The sequence below is a fragment of the Kitasatospora sp. NPDC127035 genome, assembly GCF_042726075.1.
Classification (GTDB): Bacteria; Actinomycetota; Actinomycetes; order Streptomycetales; family Streptomycetaceae; genus Kitasatospora.
Genome location: NZ_JBHXDN010000033.1, coordinates 1 through 20,847, shown reverse-complemented (window position 1 = coordinate 20,847; position 20,847 = coordinate 1). Strand labels below are relative to the sequence as shown.

The window sequence follows — 20,847 nt, the reverse complement described above, 5'->3', positions numbered from 1 at the left end:
GCGGCGGTCCGGCGTCAGGCGCTGTCCGGCGTCAGGCGCTGTCCGGCGTCAGGCGCTGTCCGGCGCCGGCCGGGGGCCACCCTCGACGCCGTGATCCTCTATGAACTCCTTGAAGCGACGCAGGTCTCCCCGCACCTGCCGGTCGAGCACACCCAGCTTGTCGGCGGCCTTCTCGGCCAGCCCGTTGGGCTGGAAGACCATGACCATCCTCACCCGCGTCCGGCTCGTGTCGAGCGACTCGAAGTCGACCGTGCCGGAGTGCTTCACGGTTTCGCCGGTGGTACGCCAGGCGACCCGCTCGTCCGGCGCCCGCTCGACGATCTCGGTCTCGAACTCCCGGAGCAGTCCGGCGATCCTCACCCGCCAGTAGGCACGGCGGTCGTCCAGCTGCCTGACCTCCTCCACACCCTCCATGAACTGCGGGAAGTCCTCGAACGACGCCCACTGCTCATAGACGACGCGGACCGGCACGTCCACGTCGATCGACTCCTCCACCCTGCTCATCGCCACACCTCCACACCGCCCCGCCCGGCCGGCCCGCACACGACCGCCGGACGAGGAATCCGCTGACGGCACCACTGTCCATCCTGTCCCTCCGCCGAGCGGCGGCAACCCGCCGACCCGCGGACGAACCGGCCCCGATGCCACGGACGGACCGGGGCCGCGGAGCCGTCACCGGTCAGGGCAGGACGTCATAGGTGCAGACGGCGGAGAAGTCGAGCACGGATCCCGGCGTCGCGTGCGCCCCGAGCGGCGAGACGATCCGGTCGTCGATCCGCTCGCCCTGGAACCTGTTCGCCGGGAAGCTCATGTCCGGGGAGTAGATCCGGCCGTACCGCTTCATCCAGCCCTCCCAGATCCGGTCCACGTTGCAGTGGTGCAGGTAGAACGCGGGGTCGTTGGGGGACGTACCGAACGCCATGTCCCCGCTGATCCACACGTGGACCTGGTTGTGCATGTGGACCGGACGGACGGGATCGCTCGGGATCCAGCCTTCGAGCAGGTTGCGGAAGCCCCGCGAGGACACGTTGAAATCGAGGGTGTCGTAGCGGGCCGCCGGCCCGCTGCCGCTCGGCGGCGCGTAGGCGAGCGTGCTCTTGACCTCGGTGCCGGTCGGCAGGGCGGGCCAGTCCACGGCGAGGAACCGGCTCAGGCCGCGGGGCGGGTCGGCCTGGACGGGCATCCCGCCGGGGTCGCTCTCGATGCGGACGGCGAAGGTCGCCGGATCGGCCGGGTCGAACGCGAACCTCCCGGTGCTGACGGGGTCGCCGTCCCCTCCCAGGTAGTGCTCGGTGAAGACGGTCGCGTCGGTGGGCGAGCCGAGGTCGCCGTCGGCGGCCCAGTCCCAGTAGGGCAGCGCGAAGCCCGGCTTGTCCAGGATCTTCTGGATCTTCGCCTCCAGCAGGCCGAGCATCACCCGGTGCCACGGGAGGAAGATCGGCCCGGCGTGGGCGGCGTTGCGGTCGTCGGGGTTCCCGCCCGGTGGGATCGGGGTCATCATCGTCCAGCAGTGCCAGATCACGAACTGGTCGTAGGTGTGCACGGGGACGGCCGGCCCCGGGACGCCGAGTTGCTGGGTGGTGAAGCCGCTCTCCTCCTGTTTGAGTGCGAGGACGCCCTCGATGTAGTCGTCCCGCGCGGCGGCGTCGGTGAGGATGTTCCTTCGGACGACGGACATGTCACGGGTCCTTCGGGAAGTGCCTGGGGTACTTGCGGATCAGCGTCCGGACCGTCTCCACCGCCGAGGTGAACTGGTAGGCCGGCAGGCCGTGGCAGGACAGCGAGCCGTCGTCGTGCACGTTGAGCCCGACCGCGAGCGGCCGGCCGTCCACGGTGATCTCGTACGAGGTGACGATCTTGATCTTGTGGCCTTCGAACTCCACCTCGCGGACGGAGGACGCGTGGCCGTGGTGGCCCATGTGGTCGTGCGCGGGCTTGATGCTCGCGAGGTGGTTCCCGAACGTTTCCGGGTCGATGGCGGCGGCCAGGTCCGCCGAGGTGATGGTCGGATCCATGTCAGCATCCCGGGAGGTTGCGGTACGGGCGCGCGACCGGAGTGCGAGCGCCCTCTCCCTCTCACCATCCCGCCGGAACGGGAGCCGCGCAGCTCGGTCGCCCGGCGGCCACGCAGCGTGGCGGCCGGGCCGGGGAACCGGGGCGACGGTGGTGCGACCGGTTGCCGTCCGTGCGCGAGCGGCCCTAGCCTCCGCGACAGGTGCGCGGGGTTCAGCGCGCGGAGCCGAGGTCCCGCTCGGCCTCGGGCCCGTCGAGGAGGAGGGTGGTCTCCTCGATGCGCCGGAAGCGCCCGCACGGGCCGTACTCGCCGAAGAGGTAGACCTCCATACGGACCCGGGTGCCGTCGGTCTTGACGACGTCCACGGTGTGGCGGTCGGCGGTGAGGTTGCCGGCGTGGAACTCCTCGTGGACCTCCAGGGTGCCCGAGGCGACGACCCCGCGCAGGTGGCGGATGTGGTCGACGAAGGCGGCCCGGTCGGCCCAACTGCCGTCGGTGCGCTGGCGGTAGTCGGGGGTGAAGTGGCGGTCGACGGCGGTGTCGAGGTCGAGGCCGGGGGTCAGGAGCAGGTCGGTCAGGGCGGCGGTGATGGTGGTGTGCGAGGCGGTGACGGACATGGCGGTTCCTTCCACGGACCAGGAGTGCGTGCGTGCCGCACGCTTATGGAAGGACTGTACCCCAGAACGCGTGCGCCGCGCACGCTAGGATGGGAGGCGTGAAGGACACCCCCTCCCCCAGGCCTGCCACCACCCCCGACGACACCTCCGACACCCCCGACGCCGCAGCCGTCGCCGGTCTCGGTGACGCCGTCGCGGACGCCCTCGCCACCCTCCTGCGGCGCGGCACCCGCACCACCCTCTACCACCGCCTCACCGAGCACCTCGGCGAAGCGGTGGACGAGGTCACCTACCCCGTCCTCAGCGGCCTCGGCCGCACCGGCCCGCGCAGCGCCGCCGACCTGGCCGTCGAGATCGGCCTCGACCGCTCCGGCGTCAGCCGCCGCGCCACCCGCCTGGAGGCAGCGGGCCTGCTCCGCCGCCAGCCCGACCCCCACGACCAGCGCGCCACCCTGCTCGCCCTCACTCCGGACGGCGAGCGCACCGTCGCCGAAATGCGCCGCCGTCTGGCCGACAGTATCGAAGCCACCCTCGCCACCTGGCCCCCCGCCGAGGCCGGGATCTTCGCGCGCGCCCTGCAACGCTTCACCGAACAGGGCCCGTTCAGCTGACCCGGAGGCACGGACGGGACCGCCCGGCACCCGGACCTCCGCGCGTTCGGGGCTCACCCGGAGCAGGCGTCGACGAGAACGACCGGCCCTCCCCGGCCGGTCGATGCCCGGCGCGACGCCGACCGGCTGCGCGCGGGGCCGGCCGGAGGAGCAGCGTTCGTTCCCGGCGCGGCCTCAGGTCCGCTCGCGCCGACGGGAACCGGGCCTCGACGGGAACCGGGCCTCGACGGGCTCCGGGAACTCCCCGCAGACCGGCGGACGAGGTGGCCGGAAGCGGTGATCGTCCGACCGACCTCGTCGTCGTGTCGGTACGGTACTGTGCCGTTCGCGTGCGTCGGGATTCCGGCGCGGGGGACCTGTTTGGGGGGCTGATGGAACGTCGTACTGTCCTGCGCGGACTGGTGGGTGTGCCGGTCGGGGCGATGGCGGTGGTCGCCGCTGCGGGGACCGCCAGGGCCGACTTCACCACCACGGTCAATCCGTCGCACACCTGGGGCACCTGGGAGGGCTGGGGCACGTCGTTGGCCTGGTGGGCCAACCAGCTGGGCCCGCAGGAGGACCTGGCCGACGTGCTGTTCAGCCGGAAGACCGTCCAGTTCCACGGTGAGACGGTGCCCGGCCTGGGCATGAACGTGGTCCGCTACAACGCCGGCGCCTCGGGGACGAACAGCATCGGCGGCAGGACGATGAAGCCCGTCCCGGCGCTGGACGGTTTCAAGAAGATCGAGGGCTACCAGCTCGACTGGTTCTCGGACGACCCGCAGTCGGCGAGCTGGAACTGGAACGCGGACGCGAACCAGCGCGACATGATGTGGCTGGCCCGGGACCGGGGCGCGGACAAGTTCGAACTCTTCACCAACTCGCCCATGTGGTGGATGCTGAAGAACGACGATCCGCGCGGAGCGGTCAGCGGCCACACCTGCAACCTGCAGGACGGCAACTTCGGCCGTCACGCGGCGTACCTGGCAACGGTGGCGCGGTACGCCCACGACCACTGGGGCATCGACTTCACCTCCGTTCAACCCGTCAACGAACCGCTGGCCAAGTGGGAGGCGTCGACGGAGTCGATCGAGGGGCAGGAGGGTTGCCACTACGACCGCCCCCAGATCGCCGAGATCGTCCGGCAGACCCGCGCCCAGCTGGACGTGCGGGGTCTGAACTGGATGATGGTGGCGGGTCTCGACGACTGGGGCGTCGGAAGCGCCGTGTACAACTGGACCAACAACTCCGACTTCGACGCCGCCACCCGCGCGGCCGTGGGCCGGGTCAACGTCCACGGTTACGAGGACAACGGCGACCGCTACGCACTCCACCAGGCCGTGGCGGCGGACAACAAGGACATCTGGATGTCCGAGTACGGCGACGGGGACACCAGCGGCATGCTCCTCGCCCGGAACCTCAACTACGACCTGCGCTGGCTGCACCCCACGGCCTGGGTCATCTGGCAGATCCTCGACTGGAACAACTACGGCGCGATCAGCCTCACCAACGGCGTGATCGGCGCGGTCAACCCCAAGTTCTACGTCCTCGCCCAGTACATGCGGCACATCCGCCCCGGTATGACGATCATCGACGCGGGCCACCCCGACGCCGTCGCGGCCTACGACGGCGTCAACCACAAGCTGGTCATCGTCGCCGTGAACTACGGGGGAGACGGGCAGACGATCGACTTCGACCTGTCCAGGTTCAGCACGCCCGGCCAGGACAACGCCCTGATCGGCCGGTGGGCCACCGGAACGAACCCCGGTGGCGAGCGCTACCGGTACTACGAGGACACCTACCTCCACGGCAACCGGTTCTGGTCCACCTTCAACGCCCGTACCGTGCAGACCTTCGAGGTCTCCGGCGTGTACCTGTAGGCCGCACGCCCGTCACACCCGTCGCGCCCCTCGCGGCCGCCCCGTCCGGCGGCCGCGAGGGGCGTCGGCCCGTCCTGGCGCTCACGCGTGCCGGCGGACGACCGGCGACTGTCGGAGGTCCGCAGTACGCTCCTGCCATGTCAGCCACCATCGATCTGACCCTGGATTGCGCGAACGCACAACTCCTCGCCGACTTCTGGAAGACGGCGCTGGGCTACGTCGACGAGCCGCCACCCGCTCCCTTCGCGACCCGCGAGGAGTGGCTCGCGCAGTTCGACCTGCCGGAGGACGAATCCGTCGACGACGGGGCGTGGCTCTGCGATCCCGACGGCGTCGGCCCCCGCCTCACGATCCTCAAGGTCCCCGAGCCGAAGACGGCGAAGAACCGGCTCCACATCGACGTCCGGGTGCCGGGACACGGCAGCCCCGAGGAGCGGTGGACCCGGATCAGGGCGGAGTCCGATCGGCTGGTGACGGCGGGTGGGTCCGTCCTGGCGGAGTTCGACGGGCATCACGTGGTGATGGCCGACCCCGAGGGCAACGAGTTCTGCGTCGCCGCGGCCTCGGCCTGAAGCCGCCCCGGACGCGGGCACCCTGTGCCCGCTCCGGGCCGGGCCGGTCCGGTCCGGGTGGGGCTGATGCGGTGGGCCGTGATCAGTACGGGAGTCCGATCAGGCCCCAGCCCCGCTCCCCGGCCCTCGTGACCACCTCGCCCCACTCGCGCAGGAGCGCGACGGCCTCGTCGAAGCGGCCGGACCGGGTCGCCCGGCCATCGGCTTCGTTCTCGGCCTGGGCCTGGGCCTGGGCGTCGAACGGTTCGCGGAGCTCCTCCAGCCGCGGCTCGGCCGTCCGCCAGTCACGGACGAGCGCCGGCACCTCGCCCGGCGCACGGAGCAGGAGGACACGAGGACACCACGGTCCGGGATCGTCGGGAAAGCCGCCCGCCGACGGGTACCCGTCGTCCTCGCCCGCTGCGGAGCCGTAGTCCGGACCGTCCCACACCAGGCCTCCCAGGAAGCGGTCGAGAGCCTCCCGCAGGTCGGGCGCGACCGACGCCCTGACGCCCTCCCAGGCGTTGGCGAGGTGGAAGTGCCAGCTGTAGGAGCCGGTGGTCCCGAAGAACCGGTACTCGGCGCACCACGGCGACTGTCGCTGCCACACCCACCCGCCCTGCACCGCGGAGTCGGCGTCCTCGCACGACTCGCAGCAGAAGTACGGGTGCACGGCGTCGGTCAGCACGACCAGGCGCTCCCCCGCCGGTATCCGGGCCAGCCGCTCCCAGTCGGCCATGACCACGGTGATGTCCAGTCCCATCCGTGCAGGCTAGCAACCGGTCGTGGCCACGGTGCCGGGCCCGCCCTCAGCCGCCGGCCGTACGGGCGTGCTCCCACGCCCAGGCGGCGATCCCCACCCGGTTGCGGGCCCCGATCTTGCGCTGGATCGAGGCGAGGTGGTTCTTGACCGTGCCGGAGGTGATGAACAGCGCCGCACCGATCTCCGCGTTGGTGGCCCCGTCCGCCACGAGCACGGCGATCTCGCTCTCGCGGGCGGTCAGCGCCTCCGCACCCTTCGGCGGCGCCGACCCCGCACCGCCCGCCCGGGGGCGCTGCGCCGGAAGGAGCTCCGGCTGCGCGAGCCGCTTCAGCAGCCGGACGGTGATCTGCGGGCTGATCAACGTGTCCCCGGCGACCGCCGCCCGGACCGCCTCCGCCAGCAGGGCCGGGCCCGACCGCTTCAGCAGGAAGCCCGTCGCCCCGGCCCGCAGCGCGGCGTGCACGTACTCGTCCAGGTCGAAGGTGGTCACCACGACCACCCGGAACTCCCCGCCCAGCTGCCTGGTCAGCTCCAGGCCGTCCAGCCGGGGCATCCGGATGTCCGCGAGCACCACGTCCGGGCACAGCCGCCGGGCCAGTTCGAGGGCCTCCACACCGTCGGCCGCGCCGCCGACCACCTCGATGTCCGGCTGTGCTCCGAGGATGATCGCGTACGCGCTGCGGATCGCCTCGTCGTCGTCGGCGAGCAGAACCCTGATGGTCATCGGCCCTCCCAGGGCATGCGTGCGGTGACCAGCCAACCGCCGTCACCCCGACCGGCGGTGAGCGTTCCGCCCAGCGCCTCCACCCTGGCCGCCAGTCCGGCCAGCCCGCTGCCGCCGCCCCGGCGCGGGCCCGGATTGGCCGCGCCGCCGGTGCCGTCGTCGGCCACCGTGACCTCCAGACCGCCCCCGACCCGGAGGACCCGCACCACGACCGCACGCGCCGCGGGCGCGTGGCGCCGGACGTTCGTCAGCGCCTCGACGACGACCCGGTACGCCGTCGCCGCCACCTCGCGCGGTACCCCGGTGTCCTTCTCCGGGGCCTCCAGCTGCACGGAGGTACGGCCGGAGGACGCGAACCGGTCGACCAGGGAGGCGAGTTCCTCCAGGCCGGGCTGCGGTGCGCGCTCGGCTCCCGGCCGATCCTGCGGTGTCCGCAACAGGTCGACCGTCCGGTCCAGGGCACCGAGCGCCTGTTGCCCGGCCTTCTCGATCCGCTCGAAGAGCGCCGCCGCGCCGACCGGGTCGGCGGCCGCCAGGACCGTGCCGGCCTGGGCCAGCGCGACCATGCCGCTGACGTCGTGCGCCACGAAGTCGTGCAGGTCGTGGGCGAGTTCAATCCGCTGGGCCCGGCGGGCGGTCTCCACCGAACGGCGCCGGGTGTCGTCCAGGCCGCGCAGGTACAGCCCGGCGAGCGCCGCCGGGACGACGAGGACCGCGCCGAACCCGGTGAGGGTCAGCGGGTCGGCCGCCGCGTCGGCCCCCTCGAACCGGGACGGCCAGAGTGCCACCGCCAGGCCGACGGCCGCGACCGACACCGATCCGGGCCGGCGCCGGGAGTGGCGCAGCGCGAGGACCACCAGCAGGAGCAGCGCGGCCAGTTCGGCCAGCGCCGCCAGGGCGGGTATCCGGTCCGCTTCCTCCCACCGACCGAGGAGCGCGGTCGCGGCGGTGACCGCCAGCGACACCGCGGCAGCCACCGCCGCGGTCGCCGCCGCAGTCACCGCACTCGCCGCAGTCACCGCACTCGCCGCACCCGCCGCAGTCGCCGCAGTCGCCGGCCCGTGCCGTCGTCGCACCGTCAGAGCGAGCACCGCCACGCCCGGTACGGCGAGAGCCGCCAGCGTTCGTCCGATCATTCTTCCGCCCCCATGCCCCCACCTTACGGATCTTCGGGCCCGGCCACCCCTGCCGATCGGCACATACGGGCCCGGGCCGGACCTCCCGGAACAGCCCGATCGGCATCTGCCGCCCCACCCCGCCCGACCAGCAGTCTTGAGGCATCGCAGCGGCCGACCGGGCCGCCGGGAAGAGGAGCCAGTCCCATGATCGACACCACGCAGTCCTTCCGGTCCGCCGGGTCCACCGAGTCCACCCGGACTCCGACCCTGCAGGCCCGGCCGTCCGGCCACGGCGCCGTCCGGTCCTCGTTCCATCCGGCCGGCGTCCCGGCCGAAGCCCCCGCCGTCGCCCCCGCCCCACGCTGGGCCGAACTCGCCGCCAAGGCGGCCGTCTGGACCACCGTGCCGTCCGGACTCTGGCGGATCGCCTTCGCCTTCGGCGCGACGATGGGCTTCTCCGGTGAGGCGCTCGCCTTCCTCCACCAGAACGTCCCCGGCTGGGGCACCGTCTACATGCTGACCCTGAGTGCGCTCGCCGAGGTCCTGGCCTTCCTCACCCTCGGCCTGGTCCGCCCCTGGGGGCGGGTGGTCCCCCGCTGGATGCCCCTGATCGGCGGGCGCGCGGTCCGCCCCCTCGCCGCGGTCGTCCCGGCCGCCCTGGGCGCACTGGTCCTGACGGCCGCGGGCGTCCTCGGTGTCCTCTGCTGGAACAGCCCCGACAACATGGGCAGCCCCGACGCCCCGCAGGGCCTCGCCGCTCTGGTGATGACCCTCTGCTACCTCCCCCTGGTGGCCTGGGGCCCGCTCCTCGCCGCCGTCACCGTCGACTACGCCCGCCGCACCCGGGGGCGCCGGTGACGCTGCACGGCGAACCGGAGCCGTCGGAGCGCGGGGCCGTCCGAGCGCGGGGTCTTCAGCGCGCGGGGTCTTCAGGGCGCGGGGCCGTCGACCGGCGGGAGGTCCGCCAGCCAGCCGTGTCCCGGATGCACCCGGGTGAGGAGCGCGGCCAGGGTCTGCCGCTGGGCCCCGTCCATCAGGGGGAGCGCGCCGGCGAAGTCGTGCCGGTCCTTGGGGCGGGCGGCCTTGGCCTTGAACAGCAGCGCCAGTTCCGGCGCGAGGTACGGGATGCCGTCCACCGTCCGGCGGACGACGGCGGTGTACGGCAGGCGGATCGAGGGGTCGCGCCGGCAGATCCAGGTCGGTCCGTCGTGCGGCTCGCGGAAGACGTCCACCAGGAAGTCCCCGGTCGCGGGGTCGCGCAGCCAGGTCTGGTGGGACAGTCCCGCCACCTCCGGCGTGAGCTCCCAGAGACGGCCGGACGCGACGACGTCGAAGGCGAACGCGTCGAACCGGGCCCGGATCTCGGGGAACCGCGCGGCCGGGACCGCGATCTCCAGGTCGTCGTGGCGCCGGGTCCGCTCGCCCCTGAACAGGTCGACGGCCCATCCCCCGGCGACGCACCAGGGGGCCGAGACGCCTGCGAGCCGGGCCGCGACCTCGGCGGGCGTCCAGGCGTTCGCCCATCTGGCCCCGGCCTCGGCCTCGGTGATCCCGACGCCGCCGGGAGGAAGTCCATCGGTCATCCGACCAGCCTACCGAGAGGTCGGTCACGGAACGGGTTCCCCGCAGGACGCCGTCCGGTGAGCGAGCACGGCGAGCGGCGCGCCCGCCTGCGGCACCGCTCCCCTCGACGCGGCACGGTGCGTCGTTTCGGTGGTCTGCGCGGCGGCGGCGTGTCCGGACGCGACCCCGGTGGAATGCCTGGCCTCATGGATCCCACCGAAACCGTGCCGACCGCGAGCACGATCACGCTGACCGTCAACGGCCACCCGCACACGCTCACGGTGGACCACCGGAGCACCCTGCTGGACACGCTGCGGGACCGGCTCGGTCTGACCGGCGCGAAGAAGGGGTGCGACCACGGCCAGTGCGGGGCCTGCACGGTGCTGCTGGACGGGCGCCGGTTCAACAGCTGTCTGCTGCTCGCCGTCGCCCAGGACGGCGCAGCCGTCCGGACCGTGGAGGGGCTCGCCGGGCCGGACGGGCCGCACCCGCTGCAACGCGCGTTCGTCGAGGAGGACGCGTTCCAGTGCGGCTTCTGCACACCGGGCCAGCTCTGCTCGGCCGCGGGCCTGCTCGACGAGACGGCCGCCGCGGCGGACCCGCTCGACGAAGCGGCCGTCCGCGAGCTGCTCAGCGGCAACCTCTGCCGTTGCGGCGCCTACCCCGGCATCGTGCGGGCCGTCTGCCGGGTGCTGCGGGACGCCGCCGCGGGCGCGGCCGGCGGGCAGGGCGCCGGCGGGCGGCCGGCCGGGGCCGGCGCGGGATCGCGGGTCGCCGGATGAGGCCGCTCGGATACCACCGCCCGGCCGACGTGGCGTCGGCCGTCGCCCTGCTGGCCGCCCACCCGCAGGCCCGGGCACTGGCCGGCGGAACCAACCTGGTCGACCTGATGAAGCTCGGTGTGGAACGGCCCGCCCTGCTGGTGGACATCGCCCGCCTGCCGCTCGACCGGATCGAGGAGACGGCGGACGGCGGCCTGCGGATCGGTGCCACCGTCCGCAACAGCGACCTCGCCGCGCACCCCCTGGTCCGCGACCGCTACCCGCTCCTCTCCGGGGCCGTCCTGGCGGGGGCGAGCGGCCAGCTGCGCAACGCGGCCACCACCGGCGGCAACCTCCTCCAACGCACCCGCTGCCTCTACTTCCAGGACGTCACCAAACCCTGCAACAAGCGTCTTCCCGGCTCGGGTTGCCCCGCGCTCGACGGCGTCCACCGCGATCTCGCCGTGCTCGGCACCTCCGCGCACTGCGTGGCCTCCCACCCCTCCGACCTCGCGGTCGCCCTGGTCGCGCTGGACGCCGTGGTGCACCTCACCGGACCGGACGGCGACCGCGTGCTCCCGCTCACCGGGTTCCACCGGCTGCCCGGCGACACGCCCGACCGCGACACCGAGCTCGCACCGGCGGAGCTGATCACCGCCGTCGAGCTGCCCGCGCCGCCGGCCGGCGCGACGGGCGGCTACCGCAAGGTCCGCGAACGCGCCTCCTTCGCGTTCGCGACCGTCTCCCTGGCCGTCCTGCTGACGGTGCGCCACGACCGGGTCGCCGGCGTCCGGCTGGCCTTCGGCGGACTGGCGCCCAAGCCCTGGCGGGCCCTCACCGCCGAGGCCGCGCTCGCCGGGGGCCCGGCCACCGAGGAGGCGTTCGCCCGCGCCATGGACGCCGAGCTGACCACCGCCCGCCCGCTGCGCGACAACGCGTTCAAGGTGCCGCTGGCCCACCGGCTGGCCGTCACCGAACTGACCGCGCTGGCGGTGCAGGCCGCAACGCCTGCTCCGAGCGCGCCGACCGACGAAGTCCAGGAGGACAGATGACCACCGACCGGGCGGACCTCGCCCGCCTCGAAGGCTGGGCCAAGGTCACCGGCACCGCCCGCTACGCCGGCGACCACCACCCGGACGGCCTCGCCCACGCCTGGCCGGTGCCCGCCACGATCGCCCGCGGCGACCTCGCCGCCGTACGGACCGAGGCCGCACTGGCCGTCCCCGGCGTGCTCGCGGTACTCACCCACCACGACGCGCCCGCGCTCGCTCTCCCCGACGACGGCGATCCGACGCTCGCCGTCCTGCAGTCCCCGCGGATCGCCCACCGCGGCCAGATCGTCGCCCTGGTCGTCGCCGAGACCCCCGAGGACGCCCGGGCCGGCGCCGCCGCCATCGAGTGCGTCTACCGGCCGGAGCCGTTCGACGTCGTCCTGACCGACGACCACCAGGGCCTCTACACCCCGGCCCAGGCCAACGGCGGCCACCCGGCCGTCCGCGAGCGCGGCGACTTCGACACCGCCCACGGTCAGGCGGCCGTCCGGATCGACCGCACCTACCGGATCGGTCCGCTGCACAACCACCCGATGGAGCCGCACACCGCCACCGCGCAGTGGGACGGCGAACGCCTGACCGTGCACGACTCCAGCCAGGGCACCAACCAGGTCCGGACGACCCTCGCCACGCTGTTCGGCCTGGCCGTCGCCGACGTCCTGGTGATCAGCGAACACGTCGGCGGCGGCTTCGGCTCGAAGGGCACCACCCGGCCGCACGCCGTGCTGGCGACGATGGCCGCCCGCCGGGTCGACCGCCCGGTACGGCTCGCGCTGCCCCGGGACCAGCTGCCCGCCCTCACCGGATACCGCGCGCCCACCGTCCACCGGGTCCGGCTGGGTGCCGACGACGACGGCAGGATCACCGCGCTGGCCCACGAGGTGACGACCCGCTCCTCGACCGTGCGGGAGTTCGTCGAGCAGGCCGCCGTCCCGGCCCGGGTGATGTACCGCTCCCCGAACAGCCGGACCGTCCACCGGGTGGTGCGCCAGGACGTACCCACCCCGTCCTGGATGCGGGCGCCCGGCGAGGCCCCGGGCATGTTCGCGCTGGAGTGCGCGATGGACGAGCTGGCCGAGACCTGCGGGCTGGACCCGGTCGAGCTGCGGATCCGCAACGAACCGGCCGTCGAGCCGGACAGCGACCGCCCGTTCAGCAGCCGCCACCTGGTGGAGTGCCTGCGCGAGGGCGCCCGCCGCTTCGACTGGTCCCGCCGGCACGCGGACGGCCCGTGCCGCGAGGGGCGCCGGCTGCTGGGCAGCGGGGTCGCGTCCGCCACCTACCCGGTGCTGATCGCCCCCTCCACCGCCGAGGTCCTCGCCCGCCCGGACGGCACCTTCCTCGTGCGCGTCAACGCCACCGACATCGGCACGGGTGCCCGCACCGTCCTCGCCGCCGTCGCCGCCGAGACCCTGGCCGTCCCCCCGGACCGGGTGGACGTGGAGATCGGCCGCAGCGACCTGCCGCCCGCCCCGCTCGCGGGCGGCTCGGCCGGCACCGCCTCCTGGGGGTGGGCCGTCCACGACGCCTGCACCGGGCTGCGCCGCGCGCTCACCGACCGGGGCGGTACGCCCCTCCCCTCCGAGGGGCTCCGCCATCGCGCCGACACCACCGACGCGGTCGCGGCGGGCAGTACCTTCGCCCGGCACGCCTTCGGCGCCCAGTTCGCCGAGGTCGAGGTGGACGCCGACACCGGCGAGGTGCGGCTGCGCCGGCTGCTCGGCGTCTTCGCCGCCGGCCGGATCCTGAACACCCGCACCGCCCGCTCCCAGTTCACCGGCGCGATGATCATGGGCGCGTCGATGGCCCTGCTCGAACACAGCACCCTGGACCCGGGGTTCGGTGACCACGCCGAACGGGACCTGGCCTCCTACCACGTCGCCGTCAACGCCGACGTCCCCGTCGTCGAGGCGTTCTGGCTGGACGAGCACGACGAACACCTGAACCCGATGGGGGCCAAGGGCATCGGCGAGCTCGGCATCGTCGGCACGGCCGCCGCCGTCGTCAACGCCGTCCGCCACGCGTGCGGCGTCCGCGTCCGCGAACTGCCGATCCGGCCCGAGGCCCTGCTGCCCCGTCTGCCCCGTCTGCCGCACCTGCCGGGCTGACCCGGGGCACGGGAACCGGCAAGGAAGCCGACACCGAGACCGAAAATTCTTCGGCTCCGGCTGGTGAGCGACCGTCATTTAGGGGGGTCGACGCTGAAGATCTTCTCGTCAGAGCCGGCCGCCGACCCATCGGCGCCCGGGCGCAGCGGGTCTCACTTCTGCGCGGCATCCCTCACCGAGCCTGCGACACGGCAGCCCTGGAGACACGGAGAGACCTGGCCCCGGCGAAGCTCCGCCGGGGCCAGACCCGTGTCCGCCACGTCGTCAGGTGACGATCACGTCGCCCACGGGCAGGAAGAACTCACCGCTCGCCCTCGCCCCGGTCCGCAGACATGCCTCCGCTCCCGCCACCCGGCGACCGGCCGGACACTCCGGGTCACCGTTCGGGTCGGGTGGAGGGCCCCTGCCGCGCGTCGGCCGGCGCCGGGTCAGGTCAGGTCAGGTCAGGTCACGGGTGCAGAGTTCGTTCCGGCCACCGGCAGGAGGTAGAACAGCTCGGGGTCGCCGTCGTCGAGGCCGTGCAGAAGGCCGACCGGGCTCCACCCGGCCCGTCGGAGCAGCCGCTGCATCGGCTGGTTGGAGACGTTCGTCGAGGTGAACAGCTTCGGGGTCGCGCACGCGTGCGCCGCGGCATCGAGCAGGCCACGGCCGACGCCTCCGCCGCGCGCGGCGGAGGACACCATCAGCATCGGGACGAAGCCGTGCCCGAAGAACGTGTACTCGACCACGCAGTAGCCCAGCAGGCCGGACGGCCCCTGCGCCACCACCGCGAGGCCCTCCCGGCACCACCTCCGGATGCTCTCCCGCCGCCCGTCGTCGCCTCCGGCCGCGACCGTGTCGATCCCCGCCAGGGCATCCGCCTCCGACTCCCGCGCACGGCGCACGACGAATCCGCCCAGGTCCACGTCATCCATGCGGTCATCGTGTCAGCCCGCCCCGGGGGCGCGCCCGGAAGGGGCCTCTCCGGGGTGCCCGGCCGGTCAGGTGCCGTGCGGATGTTTGAACAACCCTCAGCGGGAAGGCGACGGACAGCGCCGCCCCGTCCGCGGCGCCCGGCGTCGAGGCCCCGGCTCTCCCCCCGGGGCCTCGACGCGTATCCGGACCCCGATCACGACCGGAGGAGAGACCCACATGCCGATCTGGACCGTCCTTCGCCCGCTGCTGGTGGCGGCCGCAGTGCCGGCCGCCGTCTTCGCCGTGGACCGGGTGCTGCAGCTGGCCGTCGGCCGGTTGTCCGCCGCCCGGCCCGGCGCCCGCCGGTGGCACGTGCTGCGGCGCTGCCGGATACCCGTGCTGGCGACGGCCACGGCGGCGTTGCTGCTCGGCTGCGAGCCGGCCGCCGGACTCGGCCCGGGCATCCGGCCGCCGGTCCGGCACGCGCTCCTGCTGGCGGTGCTGGTCAGTGCGGGCTGGCTGACCGCGCGGACGGTGTCGCTGTTCATCGAGTCCGCGCTGACCACGTACGCCGCCGGACGGCGGGACCCCGGGCGGGTGCGCCGGGTCAGGACCCAGGTCGACCTGGTCGGCCGGATCTCGGACGTGGCGATCGCGGTGCTCACCCTGGCCGCCGCCCTGATGACGTTTCCGGCGGTGCGCGCGGTCGGCGCCAGCCTGCTCGCCTCGGCGGGTCTGCTCGGCCTCGTGGCGGGCGTCGCGGCGCAGTCCTCGCTGGCCAACCTGTTCGCCGGGATCCAGCTGGCCTTCGGCGACATGGTGCGGATCGGCGACGTCGTGGTGGTGGCCGGCGAGTGGGGCACGGTCGAGGAGATCACCCTCACCGCCGTGGTGATCGCCACCTGGGACCAGCGGCGGATCGTGATGCCGGTCTCGTACTTCGCCGGCAAGCCGTTCGAGAACTGGTCCCGGCGGGACCCGGGGATCACCGGCACCGTCCTGCTGCACCTCGACCACCGCACGCCGGTCGAGGAGCTGCGCGCCGAGTTCGAGAAGCTGCTGGCGGGCGACGAACGGTGGGACGGCACCGGCCGGGCGCTCCAGGTGGTCGACACCACCCCCAGCACCATCGTGGTCCGGGCCCTGATGACCGCGGCCGACGCCGACCGCGCCTTCGAGCTGCGCTGCGCGGTCCGCGAGCACCTGGTCGCGTTCCTGCGCGACCGGCACCCCTACGCGCTTCCGCGGGTCACCGTCGCCCGGACCGAGGCGGTGGCCGGGTCCTTCCCGGACGAGACGGCCCCGTTCCCTCCCGATGCGGTCCCGGCCCGCGGCCACGCCGAGGTGCCCACGCAGCGGCCGAACCCGTCCGAGCCGGCGGGCGGCGATCAGGACCGGAACCGGAACCGGGATCAGGAGCGGGAGCGGCCGGGGCGGAGTTAGACCGCGTCCCGCCCGGCGGCGGGCCCGGCCACGGCGGCCTTGGACACGGCTGCCCTGGACACGGCGGGCCCGGACGCCGCGGCCGTCCGCCGGCGGGCGAGCCCGGCGTCGAGTTCCAGGCCCAGCAGGACCGCCAGGTTGGTGAGCCAGAGCCAGACCAGGAACACCATCACCCCGGCCAGGGCCCCGTACATCCGCCCGAACGTGTCGACGTACGCGGCGAAGAGCGCGAAGCCGCCCGAGGCGGCCAGCCAGAGCGCGACCGCCAGCGCGCTGCCCGGGGAGATCAGGCGCGGTTCGCGGGAGGGGAGGTCGGGGGCCGCCCGGTAGAGCACCGCGACCGTCAGGGTGACCAGCAGCACCAGCCCCGGCCACTTGGCGAACGACCAGACGGTGAGGCCGAAGTCCCCGACCCCGAGCGCCCGGCCGGCCTGCTCGGCGATCGGTCCGGTGAGGACCACGATCGTCACCCCCGCCGCCAGCAGCACCACCAGCACCGCGGTCAGCGCCAGCCGTACCGGTGCCAGCCGCCACAGCGGGCGGCGCTCGCGGACCCCGTGGACGGCGTTGGCCGAACGGATGAACGCGCCGACGTAGCCGGAGGCCGACCAGAGGGCCCCGACCGCCCCCAGTACCGCGAACGCCCCGCCCGCACCGGAGTTCTGCTGCACCTGCCCGACGCCGTCCCGCAGGACGTCGCCGGCCGGGCCGGGCGCCAGCCGGCGCAGGCCGTCCATCACCTGCCCTCCGGGCGAGGGCCCGGCGAGGCCGAGCAGGCCGGTCAGCAGCAGCAGACCGGGGAAGAGCGCCAGCACCCCGTAGTAGGTGAGGGCCGCCGCCCGGTCGAACAGTTCGTCGCCGAGCAGCAACCGGCCGGCGTGCCGTAGCACCCCGTGCCCGGGCTGCGGGACGTGCCGATCGGATCCGTGGCGGGGCGCCCGTCGGGCGCCGGGCGCCGGGTGGCGGCGACGCAACCCGAACGGGCCCCGGTCGCCGCGGTGTCGGTGGGTCAAGGCCGGCATGGTCCCTCCTTCCTCGTACGGCTGCTCTCCTCAAGTCCCGTCCCGCGCACCGCGCGGACGGCCCGGGCGCCCCGCCACCGCGTGCTGCCGGCGCGGGTGGATGCGCCTCGCTCGTCTGCCCGCCGCGGACCGCCGCACACGGGCCCGCCGCGCCGTCAGGCGGTCGCACACCTGCGAACCGACGCGGGTGGCTCGTGCGGCCTCGACCCCGACGGCCGGCGTGCTCATCGGTGCCCGATGGGCCGGAGGTGCCTCTGGGGCCGGACGGGTTCCGGCGGACCGCTCCCGTCCGAGGCAGCCAGGACATGCAGAAACGAATTTTCCGAATCCTAGAAATACTGTCGAAATAGAACTGAAATGCGGAACGGATGATTCTGTTCGGCATTTCGACAGAATCCGAACTCCCTTCCCGGGTGGTCCACGGACGCCGAAACCCTGCCCTCCGCCGGGCGTGCGCCGGAGCCGGCAGCCGCGAGGCGCGCGTGCCCACGCCGGTCGGCGGAGCCCCGGAGGGGCCGTCCCTCCAGGTGGTCGGCCATACAGTCGACGGGACGGGCGGACCCCCGCGCCCCGCTCCGGCCGACCCCGAGGCCGCCACCGGCGGCGAACGACGCCGAACGGCAGCAGCCGGCGCGTGGCCGCGCGCCCCGCTCTCGGAATGTCACCGGCGCAATCCGGGTGCGCAGAACCGGCCGTCCGGGCAGAACGTGCGCCGTTGCGGAGATTCCCCGGCGGACCCACTATTCGGATGGCCGTATCGCCATACAAGATTTCGATACCCGAGGCATTCGGCCGGCACCTCGACGCCCGGGGCGGGCACGGATTCACCGTCGTCCCGCACCACGTCCTCGCTCCACGCCCCCGCTCCACCACCCCCGGCTCCGCCGCGCGCTCTTCCCGCCTGCACCGAACCCTGCACCGAACCCTGCACCGACCAGACCCCCGCCACGAGGAGGGTTCCGTTGGACAACCGGTACGAGGCCTACGCCTACGCCGACCCGCTCTTCTACGACTCGCCCCGGCGCTGGGGAGCGCACGAGGAGTTCGCCGCCGTCACCCGGCCGCTGCCCGACGGCTGGGAGCACGGCGAGCTGGAGATGTGGGCCGTCGTGCGTCCCGTCGGTGTCCGGATCCCCGACCAGGGCTGGAAGATCCACGTCTCCTCGTGCATCGAGACCGCGGAGGAGGTGCTGGAGACCGTCTTCTCCTACTGCCTCCGGGAGGGCGTGACCTTCAAGTTCCTGCGCGGGCTGCCGATCCTCCAGGTGCAGAACTCCAAGTACGCGCCGCGCGGTTCCAGCGGCAAGTTCTGCACGCTGTACCCGGTGGACGACGCGGAGCTGGAGCGATGTCTCGACGGTCTCGGCGAGCTGCTGGCCGGCCGCAAGGGCCCGTACATCCTCAGCGACCTGCGCTGGAAGGACGGCCCGCTCTACCTGAGGTACGGCGGGTTCGCCGAACGCCACTGCCGCAACGAGGCCGGCGAGCGGGTGCTGGCCCTCGTCGGACCGGACGGCCGGCTCGTCCCCGACGTCCGCGGCGCCGGTTTCTCCGTCCCCTCCTGGGCGCCCGTCCCGGCGTGCATCGCCCCGGCCGTCGCCGAGCGCGCCGCGCCGCAGGACACCGGACTGCCGTACGCGGTGGAACGCGTCCTGCACTTCTCCAACGCCGGCGGCGTCTACCTGGCCCGCGACGGGAAGGACGGGCCGCCCGTCGTACTGAAGGAGGCGCGCCCGTTCGCCGGCCTCGACCAACGCGGCGTCGACGCGGTGACCCGGCTGCGCAACGAGCACGCCGTCCTCCGCCGTCTGTCGGGAGTCCCCGGAGTCCCGGCCGAACACGGCCTCCTCACCGCCTGGGAGCACGAGTTCCTGGTCCAGGAGTACGTGGCCGGGCAGTCGCTCAGCGAATGGCTCACGGCCCGCTACCCGCTCATCCACCCGGACGCCGACGAGAGCGCCGTCGCCGAGTACACCCGGGACGCCGTCGCGGTCGTCGGGCAGGTGGAACGGGCCCTGGCGGGGATCCACGCCCGCGGCGTCGTCTTCGGGGACCTCCACCCGCACAACCTGATCGTCCGTCCGGACGGCGAGCTCTGCTTCATCGACTTCGAACTCGCCAGCACCGTCGACGACTTCCTCCGGCCCGCACTCGGGGCAGCAGGGTTCACCGCCCCGCCCGGCCGCACCGGGACGGACATCGACCGGTACGGGCTGGCGGCGATCCGCCTCTGGCTCTTCTACCCCCTGGTCCAGCTCACCGCCCTCGACCCTGGCAAGGCCGGCCAGCTCGCGGACGCCGTCGAGCGCCGCTTCCCGGTGCCTCCCGGCTACACCGACGACATCCGCCGCTACCTCGGATCCTCACCGGACGACGGCCGCACGCCCCGCCCCGAACTGAGCCACGGGCACGCCGAGACCCGCGCGCTGCTGGAGCAGCCGGTCGCCGACTGGCCCGCGATCAGGGACTCGCTGGCCGCCGGCATCGCCGCGACGGCCACCCCCGAACGGACCGACCGGCTCTTCCCGGGCGACATCGCCCAGTTCACGCACGGCGGACTCGGCCTGGCCCACGGCGCGGCCGGCGTCCTCTACGCCCTGCACACGACCGGCGCCGTCGTCGACCCCGGACACGTCGACTGGCTGGCGGACGCCGCCCGCAGCCGAAGCCTCCCGGCCGGCCTCTACCACGGCGGCCACGGCGTGGCCTACGTCCTGGACCTGCTCGGCGAGCACCAGCAGGCACTGGGTCTGCTGCGCCGCCTCCCCGGGGCCGTGGACGGCGAACCGTCACCGGGCCTGGCCACCGGTGGCCCCGGCATCGCGCTCACCCTGCTCCACTTCGCGCTCGCCACCGGCGACGACCGGATGCTGGACGAGGCACTCGACGTCGCCCGGTCCGCCGCCGGGGCGTGGGAGAAGGCGGGGAACGGCGACGCCAAGCGCCGCTCCGGGCTCCTGGCCGGTGCCTCGGGAGCCGCGCTCGCCCTCGTCCGGCTACACGAACACACCGGGGACCACTCGCTGCTCGACCAGGCCGAGACGCTCCTGGGGCTGGACCTCGAACGGTGCGTCGAGGTGAGTGACGGGACGCTCCAGGTGGTCGACGGCCGCCGGGTCCTGCCCTACATCGAGACCGGCAGCGCCGGGATCGGCCTCGTGCTGGACGCACTGCTCGCCCACCGGCCGGACTGCGTCCTGGCGGAGCGGGAGGCGGCGATCCTGCGGGCCGCCGAGCCCGAGTTCGTCATCCAGGCCGGTCTGTTCAACGGGCGGGCCGGGCTGCTCGGCTACCTCGCCCGCACCGGCGGGCGAGCGGGCGGCGGGAACGGCGCGGCCGGTGCGACGGGTGACGCCGGTACGGCGGGCGCCCCCGACGCCGCCGGTGCCACCGATTCGGCGGACCGCACCGCGCTGCTGGACCGCCAACGTGCCCTGCTGGCCCTCCACCGGATCCCCTACCGAGGGCGGCTCGCCTTCCCCGGCGACCAGTTGCTGCGCCTCTCGACGGACCTCGCGACCGGCTCCGCCGGCGTGCTGCTGGCCCTCGGCACGGCCCTGGCGGGCACCCCGTTCCTCCCGTTCACCGGGGCACCCGGCACCGCGCCCCCGCGCCGGCGCCCTGCCGCCCCCCGCTGACCCCACCCCCGTGGGGGGGGGGCGCCCCCCCCCCCCCCCCCCCCGCGCCCCCCCCCCCCCCCCCCCCCCCCCCCCCCCGGGGGGGGGGGGGGGCCCCCCCCCGGCCGCG

19 protein-coding genes are annotated in these 20,847 nt (G+C 74.1%); 9 read left to right on the top strand and 10 right to left on the bottom strand.

Features of this window, described 5'->3' with window-relative positions; translation table 11 throughout:
- Positions 1-48: 48 nt before the first annotated feature.
- The 4 genes from ACFWIC_RS22480 to ACFWIC_RS22465 form a co-directional block, all read right to left on the bottom strand.
- A complete protein-coding gene (locus ACFWIC_RS22480) occupies positions 49-504 on the bottom strand; it encodes an SRPBCC family protein (RefSeq protein WP_380364092.1) in 456 nt (151 codons plus the stop codon).
- Between the two features lie 175 nt (positions 505-679).
- Positions 680-1,678 carry a tyrosinase family protein gene (locus ACFWIC_RS22475; protein ID WP_380519852.1) on the bottom strand — a complete coding sequence of 333 codons (999 nt, stop codon included), beginning with the start codon at positions 1,676-1,678 and terminating at the stop codon, positions 680-682.
- Between the two features lies 1 nt (position 1,679).
- A complete protein-coding gene (locus ACFWIC_RS22470) occupies positions 1,680-2,015 on the bottom strand; it encodes a hypothetical protein (protein ID WP_329950232.1) in 336 nt (111 codons plus the stop codon).
- A 211-nt stretch (positions 2,016-2,226) separates the two neighbouring features.
- Positions 2,227-2,631, bottom strand: coding sequence for a nuclear transport factor 2 family protein (locus ACFWIC_RS22465; RefSeq protein ID WP_329883792.1), 405 nt, complete (start codon positions 2,629-2,631; stop codon positions 2,227-2,229).
- Between the two features lie 215 nt (positions 2,632-2,846).
- Between ACFWIC_RS22465 and ACFWIC_RS22460 the strand changes: the two genes are divergently transcribed.
- From ACFWIC_RS22460 to ACFWIC_RS22450, 3 genes are all read left to right on the top strand, one after another.
- The gene (locus ACFWIC_RS22460) at positions 2,847-3,242 is read left to right on the top strand and encodes a MarR family transcriptional regulator (protein WP_329883821.1); all 396 of its coding nucleotides are present in this window, start codon (positions 2,847-2,849) and stop codon (positions 3,240-3,242) included.
- Between the two features lie 371 nt (positions 3,243-3,613).
- Positions 3,614-5,101, top strand: coding sequence for a glycoside hydrolase (locus ACFWIC_RS22455; protein ID WP_355405662.1), 1,488 nt, complete (start codon positions 3,614-3,616; stop codon positions 5,099-5,101).
- Positions 5,102-5,238: 137 nt separating this feature from the next.
- The gene (locus ACFWIC_RS22450) at positions 5,239-5,673 is read left to right on the top strand and encodes a VOC family protein (RefSeq protein ID WP_380362499.1); all 435 of its coding nucleotides are present in this window, start codon (positions 5,239-5,241) and stop codon (positions 5,671-5,673) included.
- 82 nt (positions 5,674-5,755) lie between these two features.
- Here ACFWIC_RS22450 and ACFWIC_RS22445 read toward each other — a convergent pair whose 3' ends face one another.
- Genes ACFWIC_RS22445 through ACFWIC_RS22435 form a run of 3 tightly spaced genes read right to left on the bottom strand, consistent with a single transcriptional unit; the run spans position 5,756 to position 8,158 of the window.
- Positions 5,756-6,415, bottom strand: a complete 660-nt coding sequence (locus ACFWIC_RS22445; protein WP_380519851.1) for a hypothetical protein — start codon at positions 6,413-6,415, stop codon at positions 5,756-5,758.
- Positions 6,416-6,461: 46 nt separating this feature from the next.
- Positions 6,462-7,139: a response regulator gene (locus ACFWIC_RS22440; protein ID WP_380519850.1), complete on the bottom strand. Its 678-nt coding sequence runs from the start codon at positions 7,137-7,139 to the stop codon at positions 6,462-6,464.
- Positions 7,136-8,158, bottom strand: a complete 1,023-nt coding sequence (locus ACFWIC_RS22435) for a sensor histidine kinase (RefSeq protein WP_380519849.1) — start codon at positions 8,156-8,158, stop codon at positions 7,136-7,138. Before ACFWIC_RS22435 ends, ACFWIC_RS22440 begins: the two co-directional genes overlap by 4 nt.
- A gap of 303 nt (positions 8,159-8,461) precedes the next feature.
- Between ACFWIC_RS22435 and ACFWIC_RS22430 the strand changes: the two genes are divergently transcribed.
- Positions 8,462-9,115: a hypothetical protein gene (locus ACFWIC_RS22430; RefSeq protein WP_380519848.1), complete on the top strand. Its 654-nt coding sequence runs from the start codon at positions 8,462-8,464 to the stop codon at positions 9,113-9,115.
- 71 nt (positions 9,116-9,186) lie between these two features.
- Here the strand turns inward: ACFWIC_RS22430 and ACFWIC_RS22425 are convergent, their stop codons facing one another.
- Positions 9,187-9,840 carry a nucleotidyltransferase domain-containing protein gene (locus tag ACFWIC_RS22425; protein WP_380519847.1) on the bottom strand — a complete coding sequence of 218 codons (654 nt, stop codon included), beginning with the start codon at positions 9,838-9,840 and terminating at the stop codon, positions 9,187-9,189.
- A gap of 186 nt (positions 9,841-10,026) precedes the next feature.
- Here ACFWIC_RS22425 and ACFWIC_RS22420 point away from each other — a divergent pair, with 186 nt between their 5' ends.
- The 3 genes from ACFWIC_RS22420 to ACFWIC_RS22410 are packed head-to-tail and all read left to right on the top strand — an operon-like array spanning position 10,027 to position 13,741.
- Positions 10,027-10,602 carry a (2Fe-2S)-binding protein gene (locus ACFWIC_RS22420; protein ID WP_380519846.1) on the top strand — a complete coding sequence of 192 codons (576 nt, stop codon included), beginning with the start codon at positions 10,027-10,029 and terminating at the stop codon, positions 10,600-10,602.
- Positions 10,599-11,633, top strand: coding sequence for an FAD binding domain-containing protein (locus ACFWIC_RS22415; protein ID WP_380519845.1), 1,035 nt, complete (start codon positions 10,599-10,601; stop codon positions 11,631-11,633). Before ACFWIC_RS22420 ends, ACFWIC_RS22415 begins: the two co-directional genes overlap by 4 nt.
- Positions 11,630-13,741, top strand: coding sequence for a xanthine dehydrogenase family protein molybdopterin-binding subunit (locus ACFWIC_RS22410; protein WP_380519844.1), 2,112 nt, complete (start codon positions 11,630-11,632; stop codon positions 13,739-13,741). The genes ACFWIC_RS22415 and ACFWIC_RS22410 overlap by 4 nt, the downstream gene beginning before the upstream one ends.
- Before the next feature lie 443 nt (positions 13,742-14,184).
- Here ACFWIC_RS22410 and ACFWIC_RS22405 read toward each other — a convergent pair whose 3' ends face one another.
- A complete protein-coding gene (locus ACFWIC_RS22405) occupies positions 14,185-14,655 on the bottom strand; it encodes a GNAT family N-acetyltransferase (RefSeq protein ID WP_380362481.1) in 471 nt (156 codons plus the stop codon).
- A 217-nt stretch (positions 14,656-14,872) separates the two neighbouring features.
- On the opposite strand from ACFWIC_RS22405, the gene ACFWIC_RS22400 reads away from it, so the two are divergent.
- Complete coding sequence (locus ACFWIC_RS22400; protein ID WP_329950224.1) at positions 14,873-16,078, top strand: mechanosensitive ion channel domain-containing protein; 1,206 nt, start codon at positions 14,873-14,875, stop codon at positions 16,076-16,078.
- Here ACFWIC_RS22400 and ACFWIC_RS22395 read toward each other — a convergent pair.
- Complete coding sequence (locus ACFWIC_RS22395) at positions 16,075-17,100, bottom strand: YihY/virulence factor BrkB family protein (RefSeq protein ID WP_329950223.1); 1,026 nt, start codon at positions 17,098-17,100, stop codon at positions 16,075-16,077. The two genes, ACFWIC_RS22400 and ACFWIC_RS22395, sit on opposite strands and share 4 nt — an antisense overlap.
- A 962-nt stretch (positions 17,101-18,062) precedes the next feature.
- Between ACFWIC_RS22395 and lanKC the strand changes: the two genes are divergently transcribed.
- Positions 18,063-20,738, top strand: a complete 2,676-nt coding sequence (gene lanKC, locus ACFWIC_RS22390; protein ID WP_380519843.1) for a class III lanthionine synthetase LanKC — start codon at positions 18,063-18,065, stop codon at positions 20,736-20,738.
- Positions 20,739-20,847 lie beyond the last annotated feature (109 nt).